A 23,286-nucleotide genomic window follows, 5' to 3' on the forward strand; every position below is an offset into this window, starting at 1 on the left:
TTGACTTCATACATATAATATAAGTCAATATAATCCTCATTACGTAAATACATATATGTAATTTTTTTGTTACTCTCTTTCGACTAAATAAAAACACCTCACCGTAAATTCCTCTACGGCAAGGCGTTTTAACTTTTGCATATTTATTCATAATTACTCATAAAAACCGAATGAACAATCCGTTTAATTATAGCCGGTTGTCAGCCACTGAACGGGCGTCCATACAAGCTGCCCCGCACCGGCACCACCGCTAGCATTCAGTTTCGTCTGCAAGTCAGCCGGGTCAACTGCTTCGTAATTATAAGGCAAGGATGCAAATCCGTTCCAAGCGAATGATTTCTCAACTGCCGGGCCTGGTGAAAGTGGGCTTTTGGCATCCTTACTTCCCCCTCGATAACTTGCTCCATTCCATACGTATATCGTATCGATTGCCTTGATTTTTCCCGTGTAATTACTCTTGGACGCACTCACCTGATTGTTTCTCAGCGGGTCCTGAACGCCAATAATGACGGATTTCTCCAACAAAACAGCGCCATCCTCTGTAGAGATTGCTCCATTACTGGTGATTCCAAAATGATATCCTTTAGCTGAGATCGCTTTGGACATACTCGATGTAATCTTCTTTTTGATCTCCCAAGTATCGGCATTATCCATAACAATATTGTACACATGTACATTACCTCCACGTACACGCGGCATGCGATCCTGAATATCTTTATAATAATTGTGATGCAGGGTCACTTCCAGATCAGCATTATCACTGGCGAACTCTGTCGCCCCAATCAGATGTCCTTTCTTCTGACTGGATGCGATGGCAATAATCTGTTCCTTACTCATACCAACCGCACTGCTTCGCAGGTAAGCATACATTGGATGAGCCGACATATTCGCTTCGAGGGCATCCACCTGTTGAGTCACCCAGCTGTTCGGACCTTGATCGTCTCCTACAAAAGAAGACCATGAAATCGTCACCCCACGGCTACCTTTTTTCACATCGACAAGGCCATCATAGGCTTTGTGGAAAGTCGCATGGTCAATCCAGACGTTGCTGCTATTCTCTACGGTAATGTAATCCCAATCGTTCTTGTCATAATTGCCCTTGGTAGCTTCGTCCCACTCCCATAGTTCATCAAATGCCAGGTTACGAATAATGATATTGTTGCTCCGCTTGAATGTAAACGCGGCATGTTTGATCGTTGCTCCATTAGCCGAGAAAATCGTCAGACCATCAAAGTTATCAATACTCACTCTGCTGACACCCGTCTTCATCAGTACAGGATGTGTCAGGGCGTTATTATGGGCGCTAAAAGGAGCCGTTTTGGCTGAAGCCGGAATTTCATTCCAGCCCAAGTCCAGATCATTCATGATCTCAACCACTTTGGTTTTGGAACCTTTCTTCAAAGCCACAGCCAGATCACTGGCGGTATATACCCGCATATAACGTGAATCGGTATCCTCGATGATACCTCCACCGGTCGTATTTGCTGCGGCAAATCCAGTCACATTGTATGCAGCCATTTCCGGTGTCTGATCGGGAACTTCTGGCTCTGGTGTAGAATCGGTAGGTGGTGTTTCTGTGGACGGATCAGTCGGTGGTACTTCGGTTGAAGGATCCGTTGGCGGAGTCTCCGGCGTTGGATCGGTTGGCGTTTCTGTTACCGGATCTCCGATATTCGAAATGGTTACATTATCGTACATGACAATGGACTTCAACGTTACCAGCCCTGCACTCCCCTTAGTGATATCGGTATCTGTAGCAGACAGCTCCAACACACCATTCACGTACATGTTAATGGATGGGCCGTTCATTTCAAGTTTGACGTTATACCATGTATCCACTGCCAGCTTATAATCCAATTTCGTGGCAAGTGTTGTGGTTGATCCATTGACTTTTTTGCGAATTTCAAGTTTTCCGCCACCACTGTTATACAACGAAGCTGCATAGTAGTTGTTCGCATCCGTATATCTGCCCGCTACGTAAGTTCGAGTCGATCCATTAAAATCAACCACTTTCACATCCGCTGCAACGGCGTAATCACTCCATTCCAGGTCCCCTGCCGAACTTCTACCCTCGCTCTTGCCCGATTGGTAATATACTGCGTTCCCCTGATCTTGAACGACAGACCAGCTACCACCTGTAGACGTCCACTGCGTACTCCCATTCTCAAAAGTATCCTGGGACCATTCACTCGCCTGAGCGGGATGAATCAGCCCAAGCGAGAGCACAAGACTTATGCTTAGCGCCAGGACCATCATTTTGGTAAAACGTTTGTTTCTACTCATGAACTATTCCTCCAATATGTATGAATCAACTCCAATGCTATTTATCGGGCATACCGCTACAAACGGAAATAGGTTTAAAGTATTAATTAATAAACCCAAAGTAAAGTATACTTTTGCATATATATCCTTTCTGAAAATATTCTGAAAGAACCAACTTCATTCAAATCACCCGAACAAATGTACACGTTTAAACATAGCCGTATCTCTTTGTACCTAGTTACAATAACCGCTGCCACTACAGCTCTATACGACGCTGCACCAATATGCAACAGCATGAAACGATATGAAAAAACTATATTACTGTAAATGGATACCTGTAATTTCTTGTCGCACTATGTTAGATTATCCATTGGAATAATATCACATATATAGATAGGGGAAATTGTAACGTGAAAAAGTCTTGGGTTCTATCCATTATTATGAGTTTTGTTTTGCTTGGTGGGGTATTCGCACCTGCAGGGTCCTATGCCGCTGCTGCGGATGACTCAACCACTACATATTCGGAAGACGAATACTATGAAGAAATTGATACGTCAGAACAAGAACCGATCCCTACAGTCGAAGAAGAAGATTTCCTGGGCTACCTTGATCAGTTGGAGAGCGCAGCGGTATATGAGGAGAAAGCCTTCAATGCTTTGGGAGGTGGATTTTACATTACATCCTCCAATCGCAAGTCCGTTTTTCTGAAACTGACCAACACAGCGATTCCTAACTACACCAAATATGTATCCAAGCTGAAGCTGATTAAACCGCAAAATACAGAGCTGCAAAAAATCCATGCCAACTTGATCAAAGGTAGCTACACACAGCTGGAAGGATTCCAACTTGCTAAAAAATCTGTCTCCAAAACAACGGTAAACAGCGCTGTCCTGAAACAAGCCAATGCTAAAATTGCTGCCGGCAAGAAAAATATCGAGAAGTATCAAAAAGAATTTGCTGCATACGCCAATAAACTTGGATTTGATTTTTAAAAAACAGTAACTGCATGTATGCGGTTTTTGCTGAGTTAATTCGTATAATAGCCGTATAATCAAAAGGCTATGCTACCGAAAGGTACAACCTCGTGAACAAATGAGGTTGTGCCTTTTTTTGCGTTTATGGCCGCATTGATCTGAATTTCATCGTCTGACGAGGAGTGATTCACTTGATTCTTGAAGCTACTCAACATTGCTCCAAAAATAATTGACTCTTGGGAGTAGCACCAACAGTCAACGATTATCCCACAGGTTCAGGGCATCGCAAAAAAAGGAAGCCGCATATGCTCATGCGGCTTCCTGACTGTACACACTATTTCCGTAATCCATGCTTGACTGCACTTCAATGGATTAATAAGAACTCCAGCCAGCATCTGCTGTAACGACGGTTCCATTCACGAAGCTGGACTCGTCCGATCCGAGGAACAGAGCCACCTTGGCAATCTCTTCGCTCGTTCCGATGCGTGGATTGATTGCCATGCCCAGCTGTTGCCGCCCTGCACCGAAATGGCTAATGCCTGCCATGGATGCACTAATATTAGTCGCCACAGCTCCTGGAGCGATAGCGTTACAACGAATGCCTTGCTCAGCATACATATACCCTGTATTTTTGGTAAATCCTACGACCGCATGTTTGGAAGCCGTGTAGGCTGCTCCTGCACGTCCACCGTGTAATCCACCTGCCGAAGCAATGTTCACGATAACACCTTTTTGTTTTTCCAGGAAGATCGGCAATACTTTACGCGTTGTCCGCATCACACTGGTTGTGTTCACAGCAAACAATCTCTCCCACTTCTCATCAGTTACATCTGCTGCCGGCTCCATGCCATCCATAATGCCCGCATTGTTAATCAGAATATCTACTGTTCCGTATGTGCTCACCGTCGTATCGATCAGGTTTTGCACATCTTCTTCTTTGGCTACATTGGCCAGAACGACAATTGCTTCTCCGCCCTGTGCCTTAATATCATTAACTACCGCTTGTGCAGATTCTTCGTTAATATCCGATACCACGACTTTCGCGCCTTCTTGAGCATACAACGTGGCAATTGCTTTCCCCATACCTGAACCAGCACCTGTAACAACTGCAACTTTATCTTGAAGTTTCATTCCATATATCCTCCTTTGTGTATTCGTTTACAATAAGTTAACAAACAAATGTTCATTAACTCCTATCCTTAGTATAATAAGTCATAGCGTTTCACTTCAATCAGTAAAAGCTTGTCCAGTTGTACGTTAAACAACACTAATAAGCCTTTTTGTTCTTTAACTAATAAAGTGAACTCGCGAGGAGGAAAATAGATGTCTGAAACTCTGAATTCGATGGACCGAAGAATTAAAAAATCAAAAGCTGCACTGAAAAATGCACTCATCCATTTGATGCAAAAACATCCCTTTAAAGAAATATCGATTACGGATATTGTGCAGCGAGCTGACCTGAATCGGGGAACTTTCTACAGACATTATCAGTACAAGGAAGACCTGTTCAACGAAATCATCAATGATGTGATTCAGGATTTGGTGACTTCTTTTCGCAAACCTTATCAGGATAAGGAAGAGTTCGAGGTCAATCTGATGCCATCTTCCGCAATTACCATATTTGAGCATGTGCATCAGCACGCACAATTTTATACGCTAGTTGTGAAATCCGAAGCTTCTTCCAACTTCCAGCGCATGATATGTGATGTCCTTCGGGATCTTGCCTTACAGGATCTGAACCATATCTTCCCTCCGCACATCAACCATGAAATATTGGCAAGTTACCAATCTCATGCGATATTCGGCATGATTATGGAGTGGATTCGTCAGGAATTCAAGCACAGCCCCGCCTACATGGCCGAGGAATTATTTAAGATTATTCATTACAAGCCTGACAATGTCGTGTTGAGAGACTGAAATTTTGAATCGCCTTACTTCCCTATAGTAGGGTGATTGAGAGTAATTTTAAGAAAGCTTCACCATCAAAATTATGTAAATACATTCCTGTAATTTCTGGTATTGATATGATAAATTATGCATTGGAATACAAACAAAAGGAGGATGACAATACATTTGAAGAAGTCGTGGATTATATCATTGATTACCAGTTTTTTTTTGCTTGGCGGGGTGCTTCTCGCTCCAGCCACTTCTGCCAATGCAGCCAAAGTAGCAACCTCTACATATTCAGATCAGAGTTATAGTGAAGATGATTATTTGCACGAAGAACTTATGGACGAGTTAGAATTAGATGAGGCAGAACTTACCGCAGACCAGCAGGAGCTTGTCGATTATGTTAACCAGATACTAGCTCTGAAAACTTATTTAGCCAAAGCTTCTACCGCTATGGAAAGCATCGGCTCCCAAGCAAATTCACCGAATCGTAAGTCCATATATCTTAAACTTACAAATACGGTAATCCCCAATTATACGAAATTGGTATCCAAACTGAAGCAGATTAAGCCTGCCAATCCGAAACTCAAGAAAATTCATGCCACATTTGTCAAAGGAAACTACAATCAGCTCGAAGGGCTCTTGTTGTACAAGCAGGCAGTATCCAAGACCAAAGTGAATCAAACGATACTGAAACAGGCTAATACCAAAATAAAAACCGCTATCGATCTCATGGAGCAATCCGAGCAGCAGCTACGCGCTTATGCAAACAGTTTGGGTTACGATTTTTAGTATCTATCTTCATAAAAAGCCCAAAAAGCGACCATTCCCATGCTTAATGAGGAATGGTCGCTTTTCTAATTATAAAATAAGATAACAATCTATTACGTAAAAATTTTATTTCTCTCTCTCTTCTGATTACAGCCCCAACTTCTGCCCTTTTTCCAACCGCTGAATCTGCTGCTCTCCGGTATCGGCAAGTACACGGAACTGCGAGATAGTCTCCCTCATTCTCGGCAAAGCCTCCTGCTTATAAAGACTGATTGAATCGAGCGCAGACAACACATCGGTGAACGCCTGTTTCATCGTATCCACGGAGATGCTGGCTTCATATGCCTGCTTCTGGATGGCAATCCCCTGATCCTTAAGCATCTTGGATGTTCCGGCAATCAGATCGTTGGTTGTCTGGTTCAGCAACTCGATCTTTTGTAATACAATCTTCTGATTATACAAAGCACTTGCTACCGTAACGGCAATTTTCAATGCCGAGATCGTTACATTCTTCGCACGGTCCACGCCTCGGATTAGTTCCTTATTATTGCGGATGACTACTTCAATCGCCATAATGCCCTGCTGATTAACGACCAGCATCTGCTGCAGATCCATGACCCGCTGACGGAGTGGGAACAGCACTTCTTCCGTAATAAATCGGACTTTCTCAGGGTCCTCATTCCGGACCTTAGCCGCTTCAATCTGCGCGTCGATGGACTCATCCATGAGCACGCCAAGCTGGATTTCCTTTTGTAATCGTTTGGTGAGTTCCCGCAAGTTCTGCTGTTCAATCTCCAGCGTTGTATTATCGTTACGCAGGGTGGATCTGCCTTTATCCAAAGAGGTTACGATGTCAGCGATGACTGCGTCAGCCTTCTGGTATTTCAGGAAATAGGCACGAAGCGGATTAAACAATTTACCGAGGAAACCGGTCTTGGCAAAGTCGACCACGCTCGGGTCGAGATCCTTTAGTTGCATATGCAGCTCAGTCAAGCCTTTGGCGACCTGACCGCCCTCGTCTCCCGTCTTGGACAGATGTCCAACGGAGACTTGAAGCAAGGCGTTTTTCTCAGAAGAGGATCTCATCGTGTTCATGCCAAAGCCGTCAATGGATTGCAAAATCTCTTTGCGCTTCTCCAAGGATTCGAGATCCAGTGTCATGATCATCTCTACGTTGGCATTTGCCACTTGTTGAAGCTCCGCGACCTCGGCGGGCACAGGTTTTACCTCTTCTTCGATCACCTTCTGAATTTCCTTCTGGCTCGGTATTTCCATTGAAAATGACATCTACAGTTCCCCCTTTAGATTACATCTGTACGTTAAACAGGTTACCGATTTTGTACACGACATCGTCGGTATCGGCATTGATGCTTGCAGCCTCGTTAATGCTGGAGATGCTCTCCAAAGCCTTGATGTCCGCGTTGTACCCAATCGTATAGATTGGTACTTTGTATGTCTCGACCAAATCCCGGATATCCTTCAGGGTATGACCTTCGTTGGTCTCGCCATCACTCAGGACAAAGATCAGCGGCTTCACGTTTGGATCAGCAGCCATATAATCTTCAAGCATCTTCATCGCCACCACGATCCCATCAAAGGTTGCTGTACCGCCGCCAGCTTGCAGACTATCGACTGTTCCGACAAACATGGACTGCTGGTTCGTATCATACTTGGCAATCGGCAGATTCACGGTTACCCCGCTGGAGTAAGAGACCAGTCCAATACTGTTGTCTGTGCCCAGATACTTCTGACCTTTGCGCAAGGACTCCTTCAGTCGGTTAAGTGGTTCGCCGTCCATACTTCCGGATACGTCCGTCACGAACACGGCGGCGATGGGTTTACTGCCGTTCTTCTTCTCTTTCCATACTTTCTGTGCAGACAGCAACGTGCCGCCATCCACGGTAGCCAGTTCGGATTTGTAATCCTGCAATCCATTGAAACCGAATTCTTCTGCCGATTGTTGGTACTTCGCTTGGGTTACGAATTCCGCGAACTTCTGGATGATCTCCTGTTTGTTCTGTGGCAGTTGACCGAGTGCATACAGCGGGCTGTCATGTCTCACGCCAAATGGTGTAAAGACGTAACCACTCTTCAGATCGGCGGTATTCACATACGTCTGATATTCGAGTACAAAGGCATCCAGTCTGCCTGACTTGGCAGCTTCCCGCATCTGAATCGTTGTTGACGCCGTAAACGGTACATTCGTCTGGAATTTCTCAAATCCCTCAATAGCCTTCTCCCCAAGTGGGTTGGCGCTGTCATACGTGTTTAGTGCCGTCACCAGAAAATTTAGTCCTGTGGAGCTGGCAAATGGATCGGTATATCCCATCGCGAGTTCATTGTTGGCAATCGCTTCGGTTACGGTTTTTACATTAACGGAGCCGTACGTATCAACGAGTGCGTCATACTTGGCTTTGGAAATAACGATACCCGGAACGTTCCCGACCAGCCGCTCGGACACCATCTCGGTCTTCACCCCACTTGCCTCAACCATCTCGCCCCATAGTTCGTTAGAAGGTGTGAATGCTTCCGGCATATACTTACCAGACTTGATATAATCGGTAGCCGTACCGGAGGCTATGTTACGGATTTTGACCGATACCTGTTTGCCTCCAACGGTAATATTTGCTTTGTTGAACTCCTCGCCCACCTCGGTTAACCAGCCGTCTACCCCGCTGCCCGACTTCTCTGTGGAAGAGAAGATTTCGACGTAATCATTTGTTGTATTCTCTACAGCGATCGGAAATTTTGAGATATCCGGCAGTGATTCCGCCACGTCAACGGGATCGAGATCAATCTGTCCTTTAACCGGTTCCGCCGTCGCCGGCGCAATGTCCGCGTACAGTTTGCCCAGTTCCTTTCCTGCATTCTCTGTGCTGACCTGTGTGGTCGTCTTGCCAAAGTTCGATGTTAGTGTAATCCCTGCATAGACCAGACCGAATACAAGTACCAGCATTACAATCGATATAAAAAAAAACTTACCCTTCTTGGCCATACGAGCAACCCCTCACTGTCTGTATAATTTGGTGTGCTTGATTAACTGATCAATCTCCTGCATACAAGGCATCTGTTCAATATCTCCGGCTTCAAAGCTGTCGAGGCGTGAAATCTCGAGTAACAACTGATCGAGCTTGAGCAGAATTTCCTCATTGGTGTGGAGTGCATTTTTCACATAAGACAGATAATCGTTGTATACCTTGGTTTTTTCCTGAAAAAGTTTCTGGGGAATGCTTTCGGATTTGGATTTCATCATGTTGGCATAGTCGGCTTCATCGAATACATTCAACCGGTTCAGTACACTGCGGATATTCAGGTATAACAGCTTCTCCACTTCCAGCGTGACCGAAGCGAATTTTTTGTAGCTCAGTTCCCCGGGATCAAACCGCTGATGAAGCACATTCAGAAGTGTTTCTTTCTTCTTTTTCATCCGACTAAGTTGAGACAGCCCCAGCGTAATATCTTCTTCGATCACTTTGATGCGTCTATAAAAAGATAGTGCTTCCACATAATCTTCATGTGTTTCGATATGCTTCACGGGCAGGACTACGGGCTGTCTGAACAGCCAAGCGTAACTGCCATATAAGAGTGCCATTGCACTGCCGAACAGAAGGGTAACGGATAGCGCAGTTGTGAATGCCCCTCCCCCGAAATTCAGCCCGATAAAGCCGGGTGAGAATGCCAGAACATTCACAGCCACAATACCGAGGATTAATCCCAACAATTTTATGTACTTGATCATGTTCAATCATCCGACCTCCTTTCATGTTATATATTGGTGCTTCATGTCGTAATTTTCCTAATCAACTTATTCTTATTGTACATGATGTTAACGCTCTCAGGTGGATAACATTGGATATTTGGATACTCCTAATATACGTGGTTTGGGCTTATCCCATTTCATATTTTCAGGGACAACGTGGAACTTGGCAGGAAATTTTGTGGTCAATCCATAAAAAGTGAGTTTTACAAGACAGCAGATTGTGGAGAAGAAATGTTATCAGGTAATACGTGGAAAATAGCTATGCGTGTCATTTTTTATATAAGACTTGTCTGAAAAAGGAGCAAAACAAAAAGAACGAATCGGAGATCATCCGGTTTCGTCCTTTATACGTTGGTTCATCATTTTTGATATTCTTATTGATAATTTTGCTGCTCCAGTGATCCGGTGAGCCGATGCCCAACGATACAAAAAGGTGCATCTTCTACGCTGCGCAGTAATTTCCACAATAGTGTATTCTACGGCTAACGAACTGAGGTGACGCTATTTGGTGTATTTCAGCTCATCTGAAAATGTAACGAACCTGAGACACGTTATGTTCGCGTATTAGGTGTAAAAACGTTGTTTATCGCCTATTTCGAATGAAATAGCGTCGCTGAGATTCGTTACATTTCCCAACTCACCTAAATTCCCTATATAAGGTGTATGTGGTTCGTTAGAATAAAAAATGGCCGGCATATTTCCCCCTCTGTAGCAGACAGGTTGACGCTTCGCACTACCTGAACTTGAACAGCGAATCCATCGGGATTACCAGTTCGGGATATATAACCGATTGAATCATTTGCTGCTCTGTATATAGATGACGGGTCTGGTAACTGCCATCTTCCAGCGTGTACACATGGACGGTTTGATTGCCGGGGTCAACAATCCAGTATTCGTTCACACCATATTTCTGATACAAGTTAAATTTTTCGTTAAAATCCTTTAATGCAGTCGAAGGAGATAACACCTCGATAATTAAAGAAGGTGCACCGTGGCAGCCACTTTTAGATATCTGGTCTTTGGAGCACACCACCGATAGATCAGGTTGTACAATTTGATCTGGTACGTCGTATTGTTCATTTTCGCTAAAATATACGTCGAATGGGGCAACAAACACGAAACATTTTCGATTCTGAAAAAAAGTCCGCAAGGAGAAGTGTAGCTCACCCACAATAAACTGGTGCAATGAAGTGGGTGCTGGAGACATATTAAAAGCTTTGCCGTTAATCAATTCCCAAGCGCCCTCCCAAGTTAACCAATCCTGAAAGTTATAAGTACCTTTATTATCGGGCTTTGCCACACTTCTAACCTCCTCTTTTACCTAGGACGTGTCTCAAAATCTGCTTCCTTCGGAGTTTTCAGACACGCCCTAATCAATAATTATTTTCATTATAACATTGTGTTTGGGCCTTTTCATATCATGCCCCTTATTACGAAAAGATGGATTCCGGTTTGCTTCGCGTGGTGCGTACCTCTACCACTTTTCCGGCACAACCATTGTCGCCCTTCGCCTGAAACGACACAGTTATGCTGTCTTTTCCTGATGTAGCAATCTCAGGAATATCATAGATCACATAGAACACTTCGCCGATTTTGTTCATATGAATTCGCTGCTCTCCGATGACGGTTCCATCCACGGTAATGCTGAATTGTCTGTCGTATAATGTGCCTTCCCGTTCAAACGGGGAATGATCTCCGCCCCAATAGGCCACGCATAGGTAATTGGCTGCGGCTCGATCCACTGCCAGCTGATAACTGAAGTAAGCTCCACGGACGCCAAAAGCCTCTCGCCACATATGCAGCTTGTTACGGCCATCCGTGGTAGAACCATTATGATGCTCCCCACGGCAATTGCTATCTAGTTGATGTCCAATCTCATCCTGCTGACCATCCGCTTGAACCCTATCGATCGTGATATCGTTCAACTCTTTCTCCAACGCATCACCTTCGTCGTTAAACGGCCAATACACCGTATAGAACTCATGATGCACATCATAGAACGGAATCAGCTTCACGGCTTCGCCGGTGGAAGTGACATCTTTGCTAAGTTCAAATGTTAACGTATCTGCATCCACAACCTTGATCCACTCTCGTACATCCTCCTGCTCCGTCCAGATCACAGGTACAGGTGCTGTCTTGGGATTCAGCGCTGTTTCGTCCACAATCGTATCCTCGGGAAGCCCCTCGCTCCCTAGAGCACCGGCAAGTACGATTGGCCCGTACAAGAATGCCACCTTATGGGCATCATCTCTGGAGGTGTACTGGCGGAGTGACATCGGCAGTGTGATTGTGATGACATCGCCCGCTGTCCATGTGCGGTCGATGGAAAGATAGCCGGGTTCCATCCGTGTATACGGATGTTCCGTATCCCCGTTAACTGTTGCCGTCATTGGCTGTTGCAGCCATGAGGGCACACGTAATCTTAGATGAGCCGAGGCGTTGCCTCCGGTGATCGTCAGGGTCACCTTTTCCGAATAAGGAAAGTCAGTTTCAAGCTTCAGGGATATTCCCTGAGACGTCCAATCCAATTGGGAAGCGATATACAGGTTGACGTACAGGTCCTGTTCATCCTCGAAATAGATGGCCTCGGCATATTTGCCCGGGTTCTCCATGCCTGATCCTGTGCAGCACCACCAGGCGGTGTCGTGAGTACCGTAGATTTTGTAGTGGCCTTGCAGCGTTGACGCAAAATACGTCTTGTTCCCCGTATCCGGGTCCTGCGTGCCGAGGATGTGATTATAGATGGCGTTTTCATAATAGTCCATATAGGCGCTATCGGGATTCCAGGCGAAGAGTTGCTTCGTTAGATGTAACATGTTGTGGGTGCAACAGCTCTCTCCTGTTTTGATGCCAAGACTCTCCATGCCCTTCGCTTCGTAATGCTCCGAAATACTCGTCGCACCAAATACGTAGGAACGATGATGCACCGTGGTGTTCCAGAAAAACTCTGCCGCTGTCCGATAACTCTCATGGGTATGGTCCTGATTGTAGATTTCGGCTGCACCGATCACTTTGGGAATCTGCGTATTGGCGTGTTTGCCTTGAAGATCGTCCTGCTTGTGCTCCAAGGGTCTCAGGATCAATTGATGGGTGAACTTGTTAGCGATCTCAAGATATAGGGCTTTGCCCGTGATCCCATACAAATGTGCAAATACTTCATTCATGCCCCCATGTTCACTTTGAAGCATCGTCTGCATCTGTTCTTTTGTCATCGGAAGCAAACCTTCTACCGCCCAGTCTGCAAATCGAGTAACCACCTCAAGCGCCTGTCCGTTGCCAGTCAGTTTATAGGCGTCAATCAAGCCACGATAGATTTTGTGCACACTGTACCAGGGAACCCAGTATTCACCGATGTTGAATCCACCGATATATTGGGCGCGGAATGCGATGTGGAACGCTTCTTCGGACAAACCGCCGATATACCCACTTCCCGTGGTCTGTTGGATTCTCGCCAGTTCGGTGACAGCATAATCCAGCGTTTCTTTTAACGTAATATTCCAGGTGGCCTGATACGTTACGGCCAGGGCAGACAGATAATGTCCGAGGGAGTGCCCGCTGATGGTGCGTGCCTCCCACCCGGCATAACGTTCCTTTTTGACAGGTAAACCATGAGCTTCGAAGCACGGAGCCAGAAATCGATCGATATCCAGCGACAACAGATACCGTTCTCCAACCTCTTGTGATGTTTGGAACACACCATTTAGCAAATCTACATGCTCCGGTCCCAGAAATCCTTTTTTCGTATCAATCATTACACTCACTCCTTCTCGGGATGTAATATATAAGTTGAACTAAAGATTATTTACACTGACACTACGATGACAGAATAACCTTCCAATCGCTGTTATCCCCAGATTTTTTGAATCCTTTTCCGAAGGGGAAAATCCGGGGATAAAGGCGAACGCTCCGCTTTTTCAGGTTTTTTCTGTCCTCTCCGTTATCATGTAAATGATTAGTTCAACTTATATAGATATCCATTCATTCTTGAGGGGTAAAATCCGTTTTATTAGCTACATGACTAATACTCATCAATCCATTTTAAAGCTTGAATATCCTCATATTATCAAATAAAATACAATTACATCAGACTCATAATCCAAGAAAAGGTGGATAAATCCGTCCTATGCAAAAGCCACTGGAACATTACCTGTGCGGCAAGTTCATATCCGCAGGCAACTGGAGCCACATGAGACGCAGCATGCCTGTTCACGAGATTATTTTGATGCTGGAAGGTGAGATGTACATCGCGGAAGACGAGGAACAATATGTGGTTCGTGCCAACGATTTGTTGTTTCTGCGTGCTGGTCACACCCACTATGGCTACCGGATTAGTGACGCCCCCGTCAGCTTTTACTGGGTTCACTATGATGCCGTGCAGGCAGAATTCAGTCGCTTTAGGACACATGCCACCATTCAGGTGCCTTCCATGGCCAATCAGTTATTCAAGCAGTTGCTGCACGTGTCATCCTTCTCACCAGAGGAAGCCGACGCTGCTTTGTTGCTATTGTTCAAGGAGCTGGAGCGCAATATAGAGACGGATTATCGCCCGCATAATGCGATTGTGGACCATATCTGCAAGTGGGTCGATATTCATCTGCATACAAACATCACGGTGAGTCAGATTGCAGAAAATTTTAATTTTAACAAAGACTATATCTCCAAAATGGTGAAACGTGAGAAAGGTACCGGACTCAAAACCTATATCCTCACAGAACGAATTCGCCGGGCGAAACAGTTGTTGCTGAACACCAATGCCAGTGTAAAAGAAATTGCCGGACAGTGCGGCTTCACCGACTACAAGCTGTTCCTGCGCATGTTCAAGCAATACGAAGGCAATACGCCAACCGAATATCGCAATCATCTGTATTCCACACAGCTCAATCGCTAATGTGCTTTGATCTATAGAAATGACTGAGTTAACTATAGAAAATTTGAATGAATCGAATTGAATTCGTTATGGTAAAATGCAAGAAAACTCTATTTCACACTTAACCTATAAGAGAAGAGGAAATAAAAGATGACAACGGCTGCTGTTACGATTCATCCTGCCACAGAAACAGACCATCCAGAGATTGTAGATATTCTTGTTGCAAGTTACGCCGAGTATCGAGAGACATTTGAACAAAATGAACGCTGGGAGGCCTACCTAAAAGACATTCGAGAGTCTGTGGTTAATCCGTACCTGACACAATTATGGATCGCCAAGATTGATGATCAGATTGTCGGTACAGTTCAATTATTCGAAACAGCGCACAAGGCATATCCAAACTTTGAATTGCCGATCGATTATCCGTTTATTCGCTTGTTGGGTGTCGATCCAAAATGGAGAGGCCACGGGATCGCCAGAGAATTGCTCCAGCAATGCGTGGAATCTGCCAAAGAGATGGGCAAAAATACGGTGTATTTATATACGGGTGGTCAGATGGTCAACGCCATCCGTTTGTATGAGCGTTTTGGATTTACAGAGGATGAGGAATTCAGCTCCGTAAGTAGCGGGGGCAAGGCGATCTGTTACCGTTATGATTCCTAGTGGAGGGTAACAGTAACCCACGGTCAGCGAGCTGAGAATGAAACGTAAAAAAGACCGTTCATCATGATGAACGGTCTTTTTTACTATGATAAATGATCAATCAGCATTTGAAATGATACTTCGCTATTGATTTTTTACCCGCCAATTTCGACCAAAATCTTCGCATGGCTCTTGTCGCTCATCAACAGCTCAAGTCCTTCCTGTACGATATCGTCCAGTTTGATTTTCTTGGTGATGACCTGTTTCACATCGAGAGATCCTTCCGCAATCAATGAGATTACTTCTGGGAAAATGTGACGATATGCCAGGGTTGCTGTCAGATTCGCTTCTTTGACCAGAAGATCGAAGAAGTTCACTTGAAGCGGATTCGGAATCGCTGCGATGACAACGACTTCTCCACCTTTTTTGACAACCGCAATAGCGCTGTCCATCGTTGGCTGCACACCAGCTGCTTCATAGGCCACATCGATGCCACCCGATTGTTGCAAAATCACTTCGGTTGCATTGACTTTGGCACTGTTCACTGGAATGGCTCCCAGCTTGGCTGCCAGATCGAGACGTTCCTCAAATACATCAACTGCATAGATTTCAGAAGCTCCTGCCGCTTTGGCAGACAGTATGGTCAATAGTCCAATTGGACCTGCTCCGTATACCGCTACCTTGTTCCCCACTTTCAGCTTGCTGTGACGAACCGCGTGAAAGGCTACTGCTGTAGGCTCTACGAGCGCTCCTTCTTCGAAAGATACGTTATCCGGTATGGGATGAACCATGTATGCTTCAACAACAACATACTCTGCAAAGCCACCATCACCATTCAGTCCAACGAATCCAAATTGAGTACATTGGTTGTAACGACCCTGGATACAGTACTCACATTTTCCACAATGGTACAACGGCTCCACCACAACACGGTCACCTACACTGATACCGCTTACATCACTCCCCAATTCACTCACGGTTCCTGCAAATTCATGACCCAGCGTCAACGGTGCTTTTTGTCCTGAGAGCGGATGATTCTCGCCTTCTTGAATCCCCACACCATGATGATAAGCATGCAAGTCACTGCCGCAGATACCCGCATATTCCACTTTGATTTTGACCTGACCCGCTTGAGCGACCGGAACCTCCCGCTCTTCTACACGAACGTCTTTATGGGCGTACCATACTGCTGCTTTCATGAAGCTCATCCCCTTTATATGATTGTCTATATATTATATCTCTGTTCATGTATTATTCATATTTATAGATACTAATGTTAACATTAGTTATATTAATGCTAAACGGAGATGAAATCATGAATCTGGAACAGCTCGAATATGTCGTTGAAATTGCGAAGACGCAATCATTCTCCGCCGCCTCGGAGCATCTACATGTCACACAATCGGCAATTAGCCAATCGGTTCACCGTTTGGAGAAAGAACTGGGCTTGATCCTGTTTGAACGCTCGCGGCAGGGAACTCATCCCACGCCCGAAGGCAAACAATTCATTGCCAAGGCACTGGACATTTTACAGCGGATTGATGAATTGAAATCCCTGAACGCAGAAGCCTCCTCTCTTACGGGAGAGCTTCATGTGGCTACTTTTCCAAGTGTCATGCCCTATCTTGTTCAATCTGCTGCGGATATGAAGCATGAGCACCCCCAACTCAACATCTCCATTGAAGAGAAAGGGTCCATGGAAATTATCGAGGATATTCGCAACAACAAAACCCATCTGGGCTTTATCGCGATCTATGCCAAACAATTGCGGGAATTCGATGGACTTCACTTCAGTCCCATGTACTCGGGCAAGCTGGTCGTCGGTACGCATCACCTGTCTGAACTTGCCAAGTACAGCCGTGTTACACCGAATCAATTAAAAGAACACAAGCTGGCACTCTATCGAGACGGTTTCATCGAAGACTTTATCCAGGAATTCACCTATGATCACGGACCTCTGTCCATTCTGTTCAAAACAAATAATTCAGAAGCCATCAATATGGTATTAAGAAACGATATTGCCGCCACGATTGGTCATGACTTTTCCTTTCACCAAAATCAATTATGGAAAGAAAGTCTGGTGAAGATGGTTGAGATCGCTGGAATTGATCAACCGAAAATGCAAATCGGCTTCGTGCAGACAGAATCCAAGGAGTGCGCCGTTGCCGCAGAACGATTTGCCCGACGCTTCAGACAGGCAATTGAGCTGGATCATTTAATGGTATGAACGCACAAAAAAAGTGCTCCACCCTTTGAAGGAAGTTTGGGATGAACACCAACTCCTCTAAGAGCGGAACACTTTTTTTGCTTTGTATGGTTACACTGGTTACGCAACAAACCAGACTCTTTTCTAACTATCGCTTGCTTTACTATTACTACATTTTACTCAAGTTATACTTTCACTTTTCGCACGGCTTCGCTCATCTCGTTGGTCTGCTGCTCCAGCATCGTGGAGGTCTGCGCTACCCTGTTGAACATGGACGATTGTTCACGCATCAAGCGATAGATTTCATCCGAATGATCTGACACCCCGGCTGAAATCTGGGAGATCGTATTGACCGAGGCTGCGGCCTCTTCCGATCCTGCCGAGATTTCCTCTGCCGCCGCGGAAACTTCCTGAATGCGACGGGTCACCAGTTGGAACGCATCAACCACATGGGCAAATGCTTGTTCGGCGTCTGCGGTAATCGTAACACCTTGCCCAATCTCCGTTGCGGTAACGCCCATCCGTGAGCCGATCTGCTGTGATTCTTGTTGAATGCGAAGCAGCAGATTCGAGATCAGTTCCATGGATGTGCTTGAGGCCTCAGCAAGCTTCCGAACTTCGTCCGCCACAACGGCAAAACCTTTGCCATGTTTTCCTGCATGCGCTGCCTCAATGGATGCATTAAGCGCAAGCAGCTTCGTCTGACTCGCAAAATCACGAACCGTGTGTAGCGCACCACCTATTTCCTCGGAGTAGTTGTTCAGCACCTGAACCATCACTACAACTTCACCTGAGACATTCGAGATGCTCTCCATCTGTGTTTTCATCAGTGACATGCTCTGTTTACCCGACTCCGCCGTAGCAAGCGCACTTGTTGCCGCATCCGATACCACCATCGAGGATTCGGATATATCCGTTATGCCTTTTGCGATCTCTTCCATCGCATGCGCGCTATCGCTCGCACCCTGCTTCTGCGTATGTGCACCCTGTCTAATCTGTTCGACAGACTGATCAACCGTCTTGCTCATCTCAAGCATCTCTTCGGTACTGCGATTAAATTCCTTGGTTGATTCCGATAAAATATCTGTGGTTACTGCTACCCCTTCAACCATGTTACTTACAATTTTATTCAAGTTTCCGGACATATGTATCATCGCTTGGTATGTGGTTCCAATCTCATCTTCGCTCCGCAAACGATACGACGTCAAAATTTGATTCGCTTCTGCAAGCTCACCCTGTGCCATTTTTTCCACACTCGCCTTCAGCGGTTGAAGTGGTCGCAGTCCCCTTACGATAAACCACATGACAACAGCAATGCCTATAAGTGTAATTAGTAACAATAAGGCATAGAAGGGAATACTCGATTTCATTATATCTGACTCAATACTTCCGATCACCGATACCGCCGTATCAATACCAATCACACCTGTTACAGCCCCATTACTATCCAGCATCGGAGCGTAAGAGGAAATATAGTCGCCGTACTCCTCATTGTTAATAATCGAAGAACTGGCTGTTTGCCCCTGCAACAGCTTCTGAATAGCATCCTGTGGCACATCCGTTACTTCATTAATCGGTGAGGCTTTATCTGCATCCTTCATGCCGTCCACCATAATAAGTGGCGTACCTTTGTCATCTATTTTGACGAAATACACATACATTGCACCAATACTTACGCGAAAGTCATCCAGTTCATCACGAATCTTCAAGAATTCGTCATTCTCCTTGGGGTCCTTGGCAAACTCGACATAAGATGCGGTATCCAGCTGATTCACATAACTCTGAGCAATCTGGATATTGTAACTCGAAATGGCCTCCTGCGCAGCTAGCTTCATATTGGCCACCTGTAACAGCATGCTTCCAACGGCGATAATCGTAATGACCAGTGTAACTACTGCAACAATGCGTACAACCAAACGTTTTCTAAAAAAACCGATCATCCGCTCCTCTTCCTCTCCCGTGAACCCAAGCCTTTTTGACTAGGCGTTACCCAAAAAACGCATGCTTGAAGCACTAAGTATGGGAAAATAGTAAACGAATATGTCGATTTAGGCAAGAAAATATTGGGTTTACATAAAAACGCTATCATGGCTGTGGTAGCTTTGTTCATTAGAGTTGCATTTAGGCTTAATTTCTTAGGATTTGTTTACGTTCCTTGCAGCGAAAAAATGATAGAAAAAAACACCCCGACGCGAGCGCCGAGATGTTGTGGTGTTTTACATGTGAATGTCACAATACTAAACTGTTCGTCCATTTGTCTTCCTGAATCGAATCAGGGACCAGATCATCAGCAACGCGAGTACGGCAAGACAGATACTAATACTGAACCGATTACCTTCATCGAATACAAACATCACCGCAATCACACTAAGACATAATACAACGACTCCGGTAATGTAAGGGAATCCCCAAACTTTGAAGGTCGGTTGCACCGGATATTTCTTCCGCAGTTTCAACTGCGATGAGGCAATACAGATCCACACAAGAATTACCACAAACCCAGGCACTGCGAGCAATACGCGGAACAGTTGATCCTGCGCGAACAGGCCAAGCAAGGAACCTCCAAGCAGGACGACCGAGCACACCAGAAGTGTGTTAACTGGGCTGCCGTTGCGATTTGTCTGTGACAATGCCTTTGGAGCTTCCCCGCCCACTGCCATGGAGTGCATCATCCGGGATGCACCGTAGATCCCTGAATTCGCAGCAGATAGAACCGCCGTCACCAAAATAAAGTTCATAATGTGTGCCGCTCCCGGCAGTCCCGTAGATGCGAGTACCTGTACAAACGGACTGCTCTCCGGCCCGATCTCATTCCAGGGGATGAGTCCACAGATGATGAGAATCGGCAAGGTGAAGAACAGAATAATTCTGAGCATGAAATTGCCCACAATCTTAGGCATAACCTTTTCTGCATTTTCCGTCTCGGTCAGGGTCAGACCAATCAACTCCGATCCCCCATAGGAGAACATGACCACAAGCAGTGCCGAGAAGATCGAAGACCATCCGTTCGGGAAGAACCCACCTGCTTGCGTGTAATTTTGTAGATAAGGGGTGTTATCACTTGGAATAATGCCAAAGATCAATCCTGCGCCCAGGAAGATAAAAATAATGATCATGGCAATTTTGATCCCAGCTAGCCAAAACTCAAATTCCCCGAACACACCCACACTGAGCAGATTAACCAGTATAATGAACGCCGCACAAGCCAGACTCAGCATCCACAGCGGTACTTCACTGAACCAATACTGCAAAAAGCTCCCGGCGGCAATCACCTCAATGACACACACCGATAACCATAGAAAGCAGTACATCCATCCCATAACAAAGGAAACTCTGCTACCGAATGCTTCCTGCACGAAGTCTTTCATATTTTTGTTCTTGTACACCGTAGCCATTTCCGCCATCGCGGCCATAACGACCAGCAGCAATAATCCGGCAAAAATGTACGTGACGATCACGCCCGGACCAGCGAGTCCAATCGTCTCTGCACTGCCTTTGAAAATTCCGGTCCCTATGACACCACCCATAGCCATAAAACTGATGTGTCTTGGTTTAAGCTTCTTCTGTAGTGTTCCTTCTGTCTGAGCCAATTCAAGTCCTCCTGATGTAAAAAACGTCTGTAATGCTGTCTTGTTTCATAGACATAATGTCCAGTATACCCTATTGTCCATCAATCAGCCCAGAAGTTCCTTATGGCCAATTCATCCCAAACGTATAGGGACACAACCTATGTTTTATACCCCACAATGGCACGGAGCAATCTGTATACAATCCAGGTGAGCACACTGTACGCTGCGCCATAGATAAACCAAGCGCCTATGTTACTCCCCAATGTTGAAAGATCACTCGCGATATACAACAACGGCAGCATAAAAGATAGAATCAGCGTTCCCCAAAGTCTAATCCACTTAGCGAAATAACTGCCTATTCCAAGCACCACAGCAATGATGGGACATAATATTAAGACGGCAAACAGCGGATTCATATGATCAAACCACCAGTAAATCATGCACGACTACCTCCACCCTTTTCATAGCATGGTCCATGTTGTGTCTTTGAGTTTATTGTACTCTTTTTCCAAATTTCAATATGTATGATATGTTGCAAAATTAAAAAACCAGCGTCCTGTAAAAAAAACAGAATACTGGTTTCTCATATGGATCAATTTAAATTGTTTTCGTCATAAATGCGCTATTCGGGTCCAATATATAATCTGCGAATGGTTCGCAATATTCGAATCCGAAATCTTCATACAACTTCCGTGCCGGAATAAATGAGTCCATTGAGCCCGTCTCCAGACTGACTCGCTTATAACCGCGTTCTACAGCAACGTCCATAATATGAGCCAAAATTTTTCTTGCTACGCCTTTTCTCAAGTGAGCCGAAGCCGTGCGCATTGATTTCAATTCGGCATGTTCCGAATTAAGTTCTTTGATAGCCCCGCAACCGAGCAAGTCGTCCCCTTCCCATGCACACCAGAAAGTAATTTCGGGCTTCTTGAGTCCATCCAGATTCAACGCATGAATACTCTCTGGAGGTGAATCCGCTGCCATCCCTTGCAAGTGCTCTGCAATTAATGCCTTAACTTGTATTCCACTCAAATCATCCACTTTGATCTCCAAAACGTATCACTCCTGCTGACATTTTTATTGTATCTGTCATTGATTGTATATCGATTATTTCATATTACTACTGTGTCAGGTTTTGTGACAAGAGGCTGTTTATATCCACTGAAATAACCTATTGTGATTCACCTGTAATTTCCATTATGATGAGGCTATCATATGCCAAAGGGGCGAGGTCTATTGCGAAATATACATAGAGTTAAACGTGGAACTAAGGTGAAGCAAGCTTAACTTATTTTAAAGGAGACCCCTATGACACTAACAACGGACAACCTGTTTTATAGCAAACGATTAAAGATGACGCCACCACGTCCTGAAGACGTGCAGACGATGCTGCAATGGAACGAAGACCCGGAGTACCTTCGGAATGTAGATACCGACATTGCCATTCCCTATTCGGAGAAACAGTTGGAGGATGAGGGAGAAACGAAGAATAAGGAAGTGTACTTCAGACTGCGCACGCATGAAGAGGATACGCTGATCGGTTTTGTCGTCATTCATAGCATTGAATGGAACAACCGCTGCGGACAGCTTGCCATTGGCATCGGACTTGCCCAACATCGCAACAAGGGATATGGTACGGAAGCGTTGAATCTTATTTTACGATATGCGTTCCATGAGATGAATCTGGACCGGGTTGGCCTCGATGTCATCGCCTACAATGCCAAAGCAATCCGTTCCTATGAGAAGGTGGGTTTTCAGTTGGAAGGTAGGGCGCGCTCAGCTGTATATCGTGATGGTAAGCGTTACGACCGCTTAATGATGGGAATCCTAAAACAAGAATGGGAAACACACAATCAGATCCATACGGAGGGTGAACAACGATGACCAAGAATGCAGAAGTCACTGAGTTTATTGAACAGATTCAGATTCCCTGGCAAGTAGAAGTCGCTGGACAACTGCGCCAGTTAGTGCATGATACCATCCCTGACGTACAGGAACGCGTGCAATACAAGAAACCTCATTTTTTGAAAAACGGAAAGTACGCTGCGGTCATCTCGCCATCCAAACAGGCCGTATCCTTCACCATCTTCCATGCAACCGGACTTGATCTACCCGATGGAATATTCGAAGGCCCGGAAGAGCGTAAAACGATCAAGCTCAAGGAAAAAGATACGCCGGACTATGAGTGGCTGGCGGGACTGCTGAAGCAGGCATCTGCGGAATTGTAGACGAATTTAGTGAAGAGGCTAGGCGCATACGAAGCAATAGTAACTTAGGTGGTAATGTGTGGAACGTATGGTGTGTACGGGATGAGTTAGGTTTGAGCGCAGTGCTAACGAATCGGA

General features: G+C 45.3%; 20 protein-coding genes. 8 read left to right on the plus strand and 12 right to left on the minus strand.

Annotated elements, in window-relative coordinates; all coding sequences use genetic code 11:
- Positions 1 to 183: 183 nt before the first annotated feature.
- Positions 184 to 2,283 (minus strand): family 16 glycoside hydrolase, encoded by a 2,100-nt coding sequence (locus OM416_RS27205; RefSeq protein WP_264934732.1) that lies wholly within the window; start codon positions 2,281 to 2,283, stop codon positions 184 to 186.
- A 389-nt stretch (positions 2,284 to 2,672) separates the two neighbouring features.
- On the opposite strand from OM416_RS27205, the gene OM416_RS27210 reads away from it, so the two are divergent.
- Positions 2,673 to 3,254: a hypothetical protein gene (locus tag OM416_RS27210; RefSeq protein ID WP_264934734.1), complete on the plus strand. Its 582-nt coding sequence runs from the start codon at positions 2,673 to 2,675 to the stop codon at positions 3,252 to 3,254.
- 354 nt (positions 3,255 to 3,608) lie between these two features.
- On the opposite strand, the gene OM416_RS27215 is transcribed toward OM416_RS27210, so the two are convergent.
- Positions 3,609 to 4,367 (minus strand): SDR family oxidoreductase, encoded by a 759-nt coding sequence (locus OM416_RS27215; RefSeq protein WP_264934736.1) that lies wholly within the window; start codon positions 4,365 to 4,367, stop codon positions 3,609 to 3,611.
- Positions 4,368 to 4,559: 192 nt separating this feature from the next.
- Here OM416_RS27215 and OM416_RS27220 point away from each other — a divergent pair, with 192 nt between their 5' ends.
- Both OM416_RS27220 and OM416_RS27225 read left to right on the plus strand, forming a co-directional pair.
- Positions 4,560 to 5,153 (plus strand): TetR/AcrR family transcriptional regulator, encoded by a 594-nt coding sequence (locus OM416_RS27220; protein WP_264934738.1) that lies wholly within the window; start codon positions 4,560 to 4,562, stop codon positions 5,151 to 5,153.
- 144 nt (positions 5,154 to 5,297) lie between these two features.
- On the plus strand, positions 5,298 to 5,918 hold the full coding sequence (locus tag OM416_RS27225) for a hypothetical protein (protein ID WP_264934740.1): 621 nt from the start codon (positions 5,298 to 5,300) through the stop codon (positions 5,916 to 5,918).
- Between the two features lie 126 nt (positions 5,919 to 6,044).
- Here the strand turns inward: OM416_RS27225 and OM416_RS27230 are convergent, their stop codons facing one another.
- The 5 genes from OM416_RS27230 to OM416_RS27250 form a co-directional block, all read right to left on the minus strand.
- On the minus strand, positions 6,045 to 7,184 hold the full coding sequence (locus tag OM416_RS27230; RefSeq protein ID WP_264934743.1) for a toxic anion resistance protein: 1,140 nt from the start codon (positions 7,182 to 7,184) through the stop codon (positions 6,045 to 6,047).
- Between the two features lie 19 nt (positions 7,185 to 7,203).
- A complete protein-coding gene (locus OM416_RS27235) occupies positions 7,204 to 8,892 on the minus strand; it encodes a vWA domain-containing protein (RefSeq protein ID WP_264934745.1) in 1,689 nt (562 codons plus the stop codon).
- A 12-nt stretch (positions 8,893 to 8,904) separates the two neighbouring features.
- Positions 8,905 to 9,636: a hypothetical protein gene (locus OM416_RS27240; RefSeq protein ID WP_319951937.1), complete on the minus strand. Its 732-nt coding sequence runs from the start codon at positions 9,634 to 9,636 to the stop codon at positions 8,905 to 8,907.
- Between the two features lie 754 nt (positions 9,637 to 10,390).
- Positions 10,391 to 10,957 (minus strand): Uma2 family endonuclease, encoded by a 567-nt coding sequence (locus tag OM416_RS27245; RefSeq protein ID WP_264934750.1) that lies wholly within the window; start codon positions 10,955 to 10,957, stop codon positions 10,391 to 10,393.
- Positions 10,958 to 11,087: 130 nt separating this feature from the next.
- On the minus strand, positions 11,088 to 13,409 hold the full coding sequence (locus OM416_RS27250) for a glycoside hydrolase family 127 protein (RefSeq protein WP_264934752.1): 2,322 nt from the start codon (positions 13,407 to 13,409) through the stop codon (positions 11,088 to 11,090).
- Positions 13,410 to 13,780: 371 nt separating this feature from the next.
- Here OM416_RS27250 and OM416_RS27255 point away from each other — a divergent pair, with 371 nt between their 5' ends.
- Positions 13,781 to 14,545 (plus strand): helix-turn-helix transcriptional regulator, encoded by a 765-nt coding sequence (locus OM416_RS27255; protein ID WP_264934754.1) that lies wholly within the window; start codon positions 13,781 to 13,783, stop codon positions 14,543 to 14,545.
- Positions 14,546 to 14,674: 129 nt separating this feature from the next.
- Positions 14,675 to 15,187, plus strand: a complete 513-nt coding sequence (locus OM416_RS27260) for a GNAT family N-acetyltransferase (protein WP_264934756.1) — start codon at positions 14,675 to 14,677, stop codon at positions 15,185 to 15,187.
- Between the two features lie 134 nt (positions 15,188 to 15,321).
- Here OM416_RS27260 and OM416_RS27265 read toward each other — a convergent pair whose 3' ends face one another.
- On the minus strand, positions 15,322 to 16,365 hold the full coding sequence (locus OM416_RS27265; protein ID WP_264934758.1) for a 2,3-butanediol dehydrogenase: 1,044 nt from the start codon (positions 16,363 to 16,365) through the stop codon (positions 15,322 to 15,324).
- A gap of 116 nt (positions 16,366 to 16,481) precedes the next feature.
- Between OM416_RS27265 and OM416_RS27270 the strand changes: the two genes are divergently transcribed.
- Positions 16,482 to 17,393, plus strand: a complete 912-nt coding sequence (locus tag OM416_RS27270; protein ID WP_264934761.1) for a LysR family transcriptional regulator — start codon at positions 16,482 to 16,484, stop codon at positions 17,391 to 17,393.
- A gap of 164 nt (positions 17,394 to 17,557) precedes the next feature.
- On the opposite strand, the gene OM416_RS27275 is transcribed toward OM416_RS27270, so the two are convergent.
- The 4 genes from OM416_RS27275 to OM416_RS27290 form a co-directional block, all read right to left on the minus strand.
- Positions 17,558 to 19,312: a methyl-accepting chemotaxis protein gene (locus OM416_RS27275; RefSeq protein ID WP_264934763.1), complete on the minus strand. Its 1,755-nt coding sequence runs from the start codon at positions 19,310 to 19,312 to the stop codon at positions 17,558 to 17,560.
- A gap of 297 nt (positions 19,313 to 19,609) precedes the next feature.
- On the minus strand, positions 19,610 to 20,962 hold the full coding sequence (locus OM416_RS27280; protein ID WP_264934765.1) for an amino acid permease: 1,353 nt from the start codon (positions 20,960 to 20,962) through the stop codon (positions 19,610 to 19,612).
- 137 nt (positions 20,963 to 21,099) lie between these two features.
- The gene (locus OM416_RS27285) at positions 21,100 to 21,381 is read right to left on the minus strand and encodes a hypothetical protein (protein ID WP_264934768.1); all 282 of its coding nucleotides are present in this window, start codon (positions 21,379 to 21,381) and stop codon (positions 21,100 to 21,102) included.
- 157 nt (positions 21,382 to 21,538) lie between these two features.
- Entirely contained in the window at positions 21,539 to 21,994 is a 456-nt protein-coding gene (locus tag OM416_RS27290; protein WP_264934769.1) for a GNAT family N-acetyltransferase, read from the minus strand.
- 255 nt (positions 21,995 to 22,249) lie between these two features.
- On the opposite strand from OM416_RS27290, the gene OM416_RS27295 reads away from it, so the two are divergent.
- Together OM416_RS27295 and OM416_RS27300 are read left to right on the plus strand one after the other, a co-directional pair.
- The gene (locus OM416_RS27295; RefSeq protein ID WP_264934771.1) at positions 22,250 to 22,825 is read left to right on the plus strand and encodes a GNAT family N-acetyltransferase; all 576 of its coding nucleotides are present in this window, start codon (positions 22,250 to 22,252) and stop codon (positions 22,823 to 22,825) included.
- On the plus strand, positions 22,822 to 23,169 hold the full coding sequence (locus OM416_RS27300) for a DUF1801 domain-containing protein (protein ID WP_264934773.1): 348 nt from the start codon (positions 22,822 to 22,824) through the stop codon (positions 23,167 to 23,169). The genes OM416_RS27295 and OM416_RS27300 overlap by 4 nt, the downstream gene beginning before the upstream one ends.
- The last annotated feature ends 117 nt before the right edge of the window (positions 23,170 to 23,286 follow it).

Origin of the sequence: Paenibacillus sp. LS1, assembly GCF_026013365.1 — a bacterium.
Classification (GTDB): Bacteria; Bacillota; Bacilli; order Paenibacillales; family Paenibacillaceae; genus Paenibacillus.

What these genes read in the sequence shown, in the direction of transcription:
- OM416_RS27205 (WP_264934732.1), bottom strand. Translation starts at nt 2,283, where the DNA reads ATGAGTAGAAACAAACGTTTTACCAAAATGATGGTCCTGGCGCTAAGC.
- OM416_RS27215 (WP_264934736.1), bottom strand. Translation starts at nt 4,367, where the DNA reads ATGAAACTTCAAGATAAAGTTGCAGTTGTTACAGGTGCTGGTTCAGGT.
- OM416_RS27220 (WP_264934738.1), top strand. Translation starts at nt 4,560, where the DNA reads ATGTCTGAAACTCTGAATTCGATGGACCGAAGAATTAAAAAATCAAAA.
- OM416_RS27225 (WP_264934740.1), top strand. Translation starts at nt 5,298, where the DNA reads ATGACAATACATTTGAAGAAGTCGTGGATTATATCATTGATTACCAGT.
- OM416_RS27230 (WP_264934743.1), bottom strand. Translation starts at nt 7,184, where the DNA reads ATGTCATTTTCAATGGAAATACCGAGCCAGAAGGAAATTCAGAAGGTG.
- OM416_RS27235 (WP_264934745.1), bottom strand. Translation starts at nt 8,892, where the DNA reads ATGGCCAAGAAGGGTAAGTTTTTTTTTATATCGATTGTAATGCTGGTA.
- OM416_RS27240 (WP_319951937.1), bottom strand. Translation starts at nt 9,636, where the DNA reads ATGATCAAGTACATAAAATTGTTGGGATTAATCCTCGGTATTGTGGCT.
- OM416_RS27250 (WP_264934752.1), bottom strand. Translation starts at nt 13,409, where the DNA reads ATGATTGATACGAAAAAAGGATTTCTGGGACCGGAGCATGTAGATTTG.
- OM416_RS27255 (WP_264934754.1), top strand. Translation starts at nt 13,781, where the DNA reads ATGCAAAAGCCACTGGAACATTACCTGTGCGGCAAGTTCATATCCGCA.
- OM416_RS27260 (WP_264934756.1), top strand. Translation starts at nt 14,675, where the DNA reads ATGACAACGGCTGCTGTTACGATTCATCCTGCCACAGAAACAGACCAT.
- OM416_RS27265 (WP_264934758.1), bottom strand. Translation starts at nt 16,365, where the DNA reads ATGAAAGCAGCAGTATGGTACGCCCATAAAGACGTTCGTGTAGAAGAG.
- OM416_RS27270 (WP_264934761.1), top strand. Translation starts at nt 16,482, where the DNA reads ATGAATCTGGAACAGCTCGAATATGTCGTTGAAATTGCGAAGACGCAA.
- OM416_RS27275 (WP_264934763.1), bottom strand. Translation starts at nt 19,312, where the DNA reads ATGATCGGTTTTTTTAGAAAACGTTTGGTTGTACGCATTGTTGCAGTA.
- OM416_RS27285 (WP_264934768.1), bottom strand. Translation starts at nt 21,381, where the DNA reads ATGATTTACTGGTGGTTTGATCATATGAATCCGCTGTTTGCCGTCTTA.
- OM416_RS27295 (WP_264934771.1), top strand. Translation starts at nt 22,250, where the DNA reads ATGACACTAACAACGGACAACCTGTTTTATAGCAAACGATTAAAGATG.
- OM416_RS27300 (WP_264934773.1), top strand. Translation starts at nt 22,822, where the DNA reads ATGACCAAGAATGCAGAAGTCACTGAGTTTATTGAACAGATTCAGATT.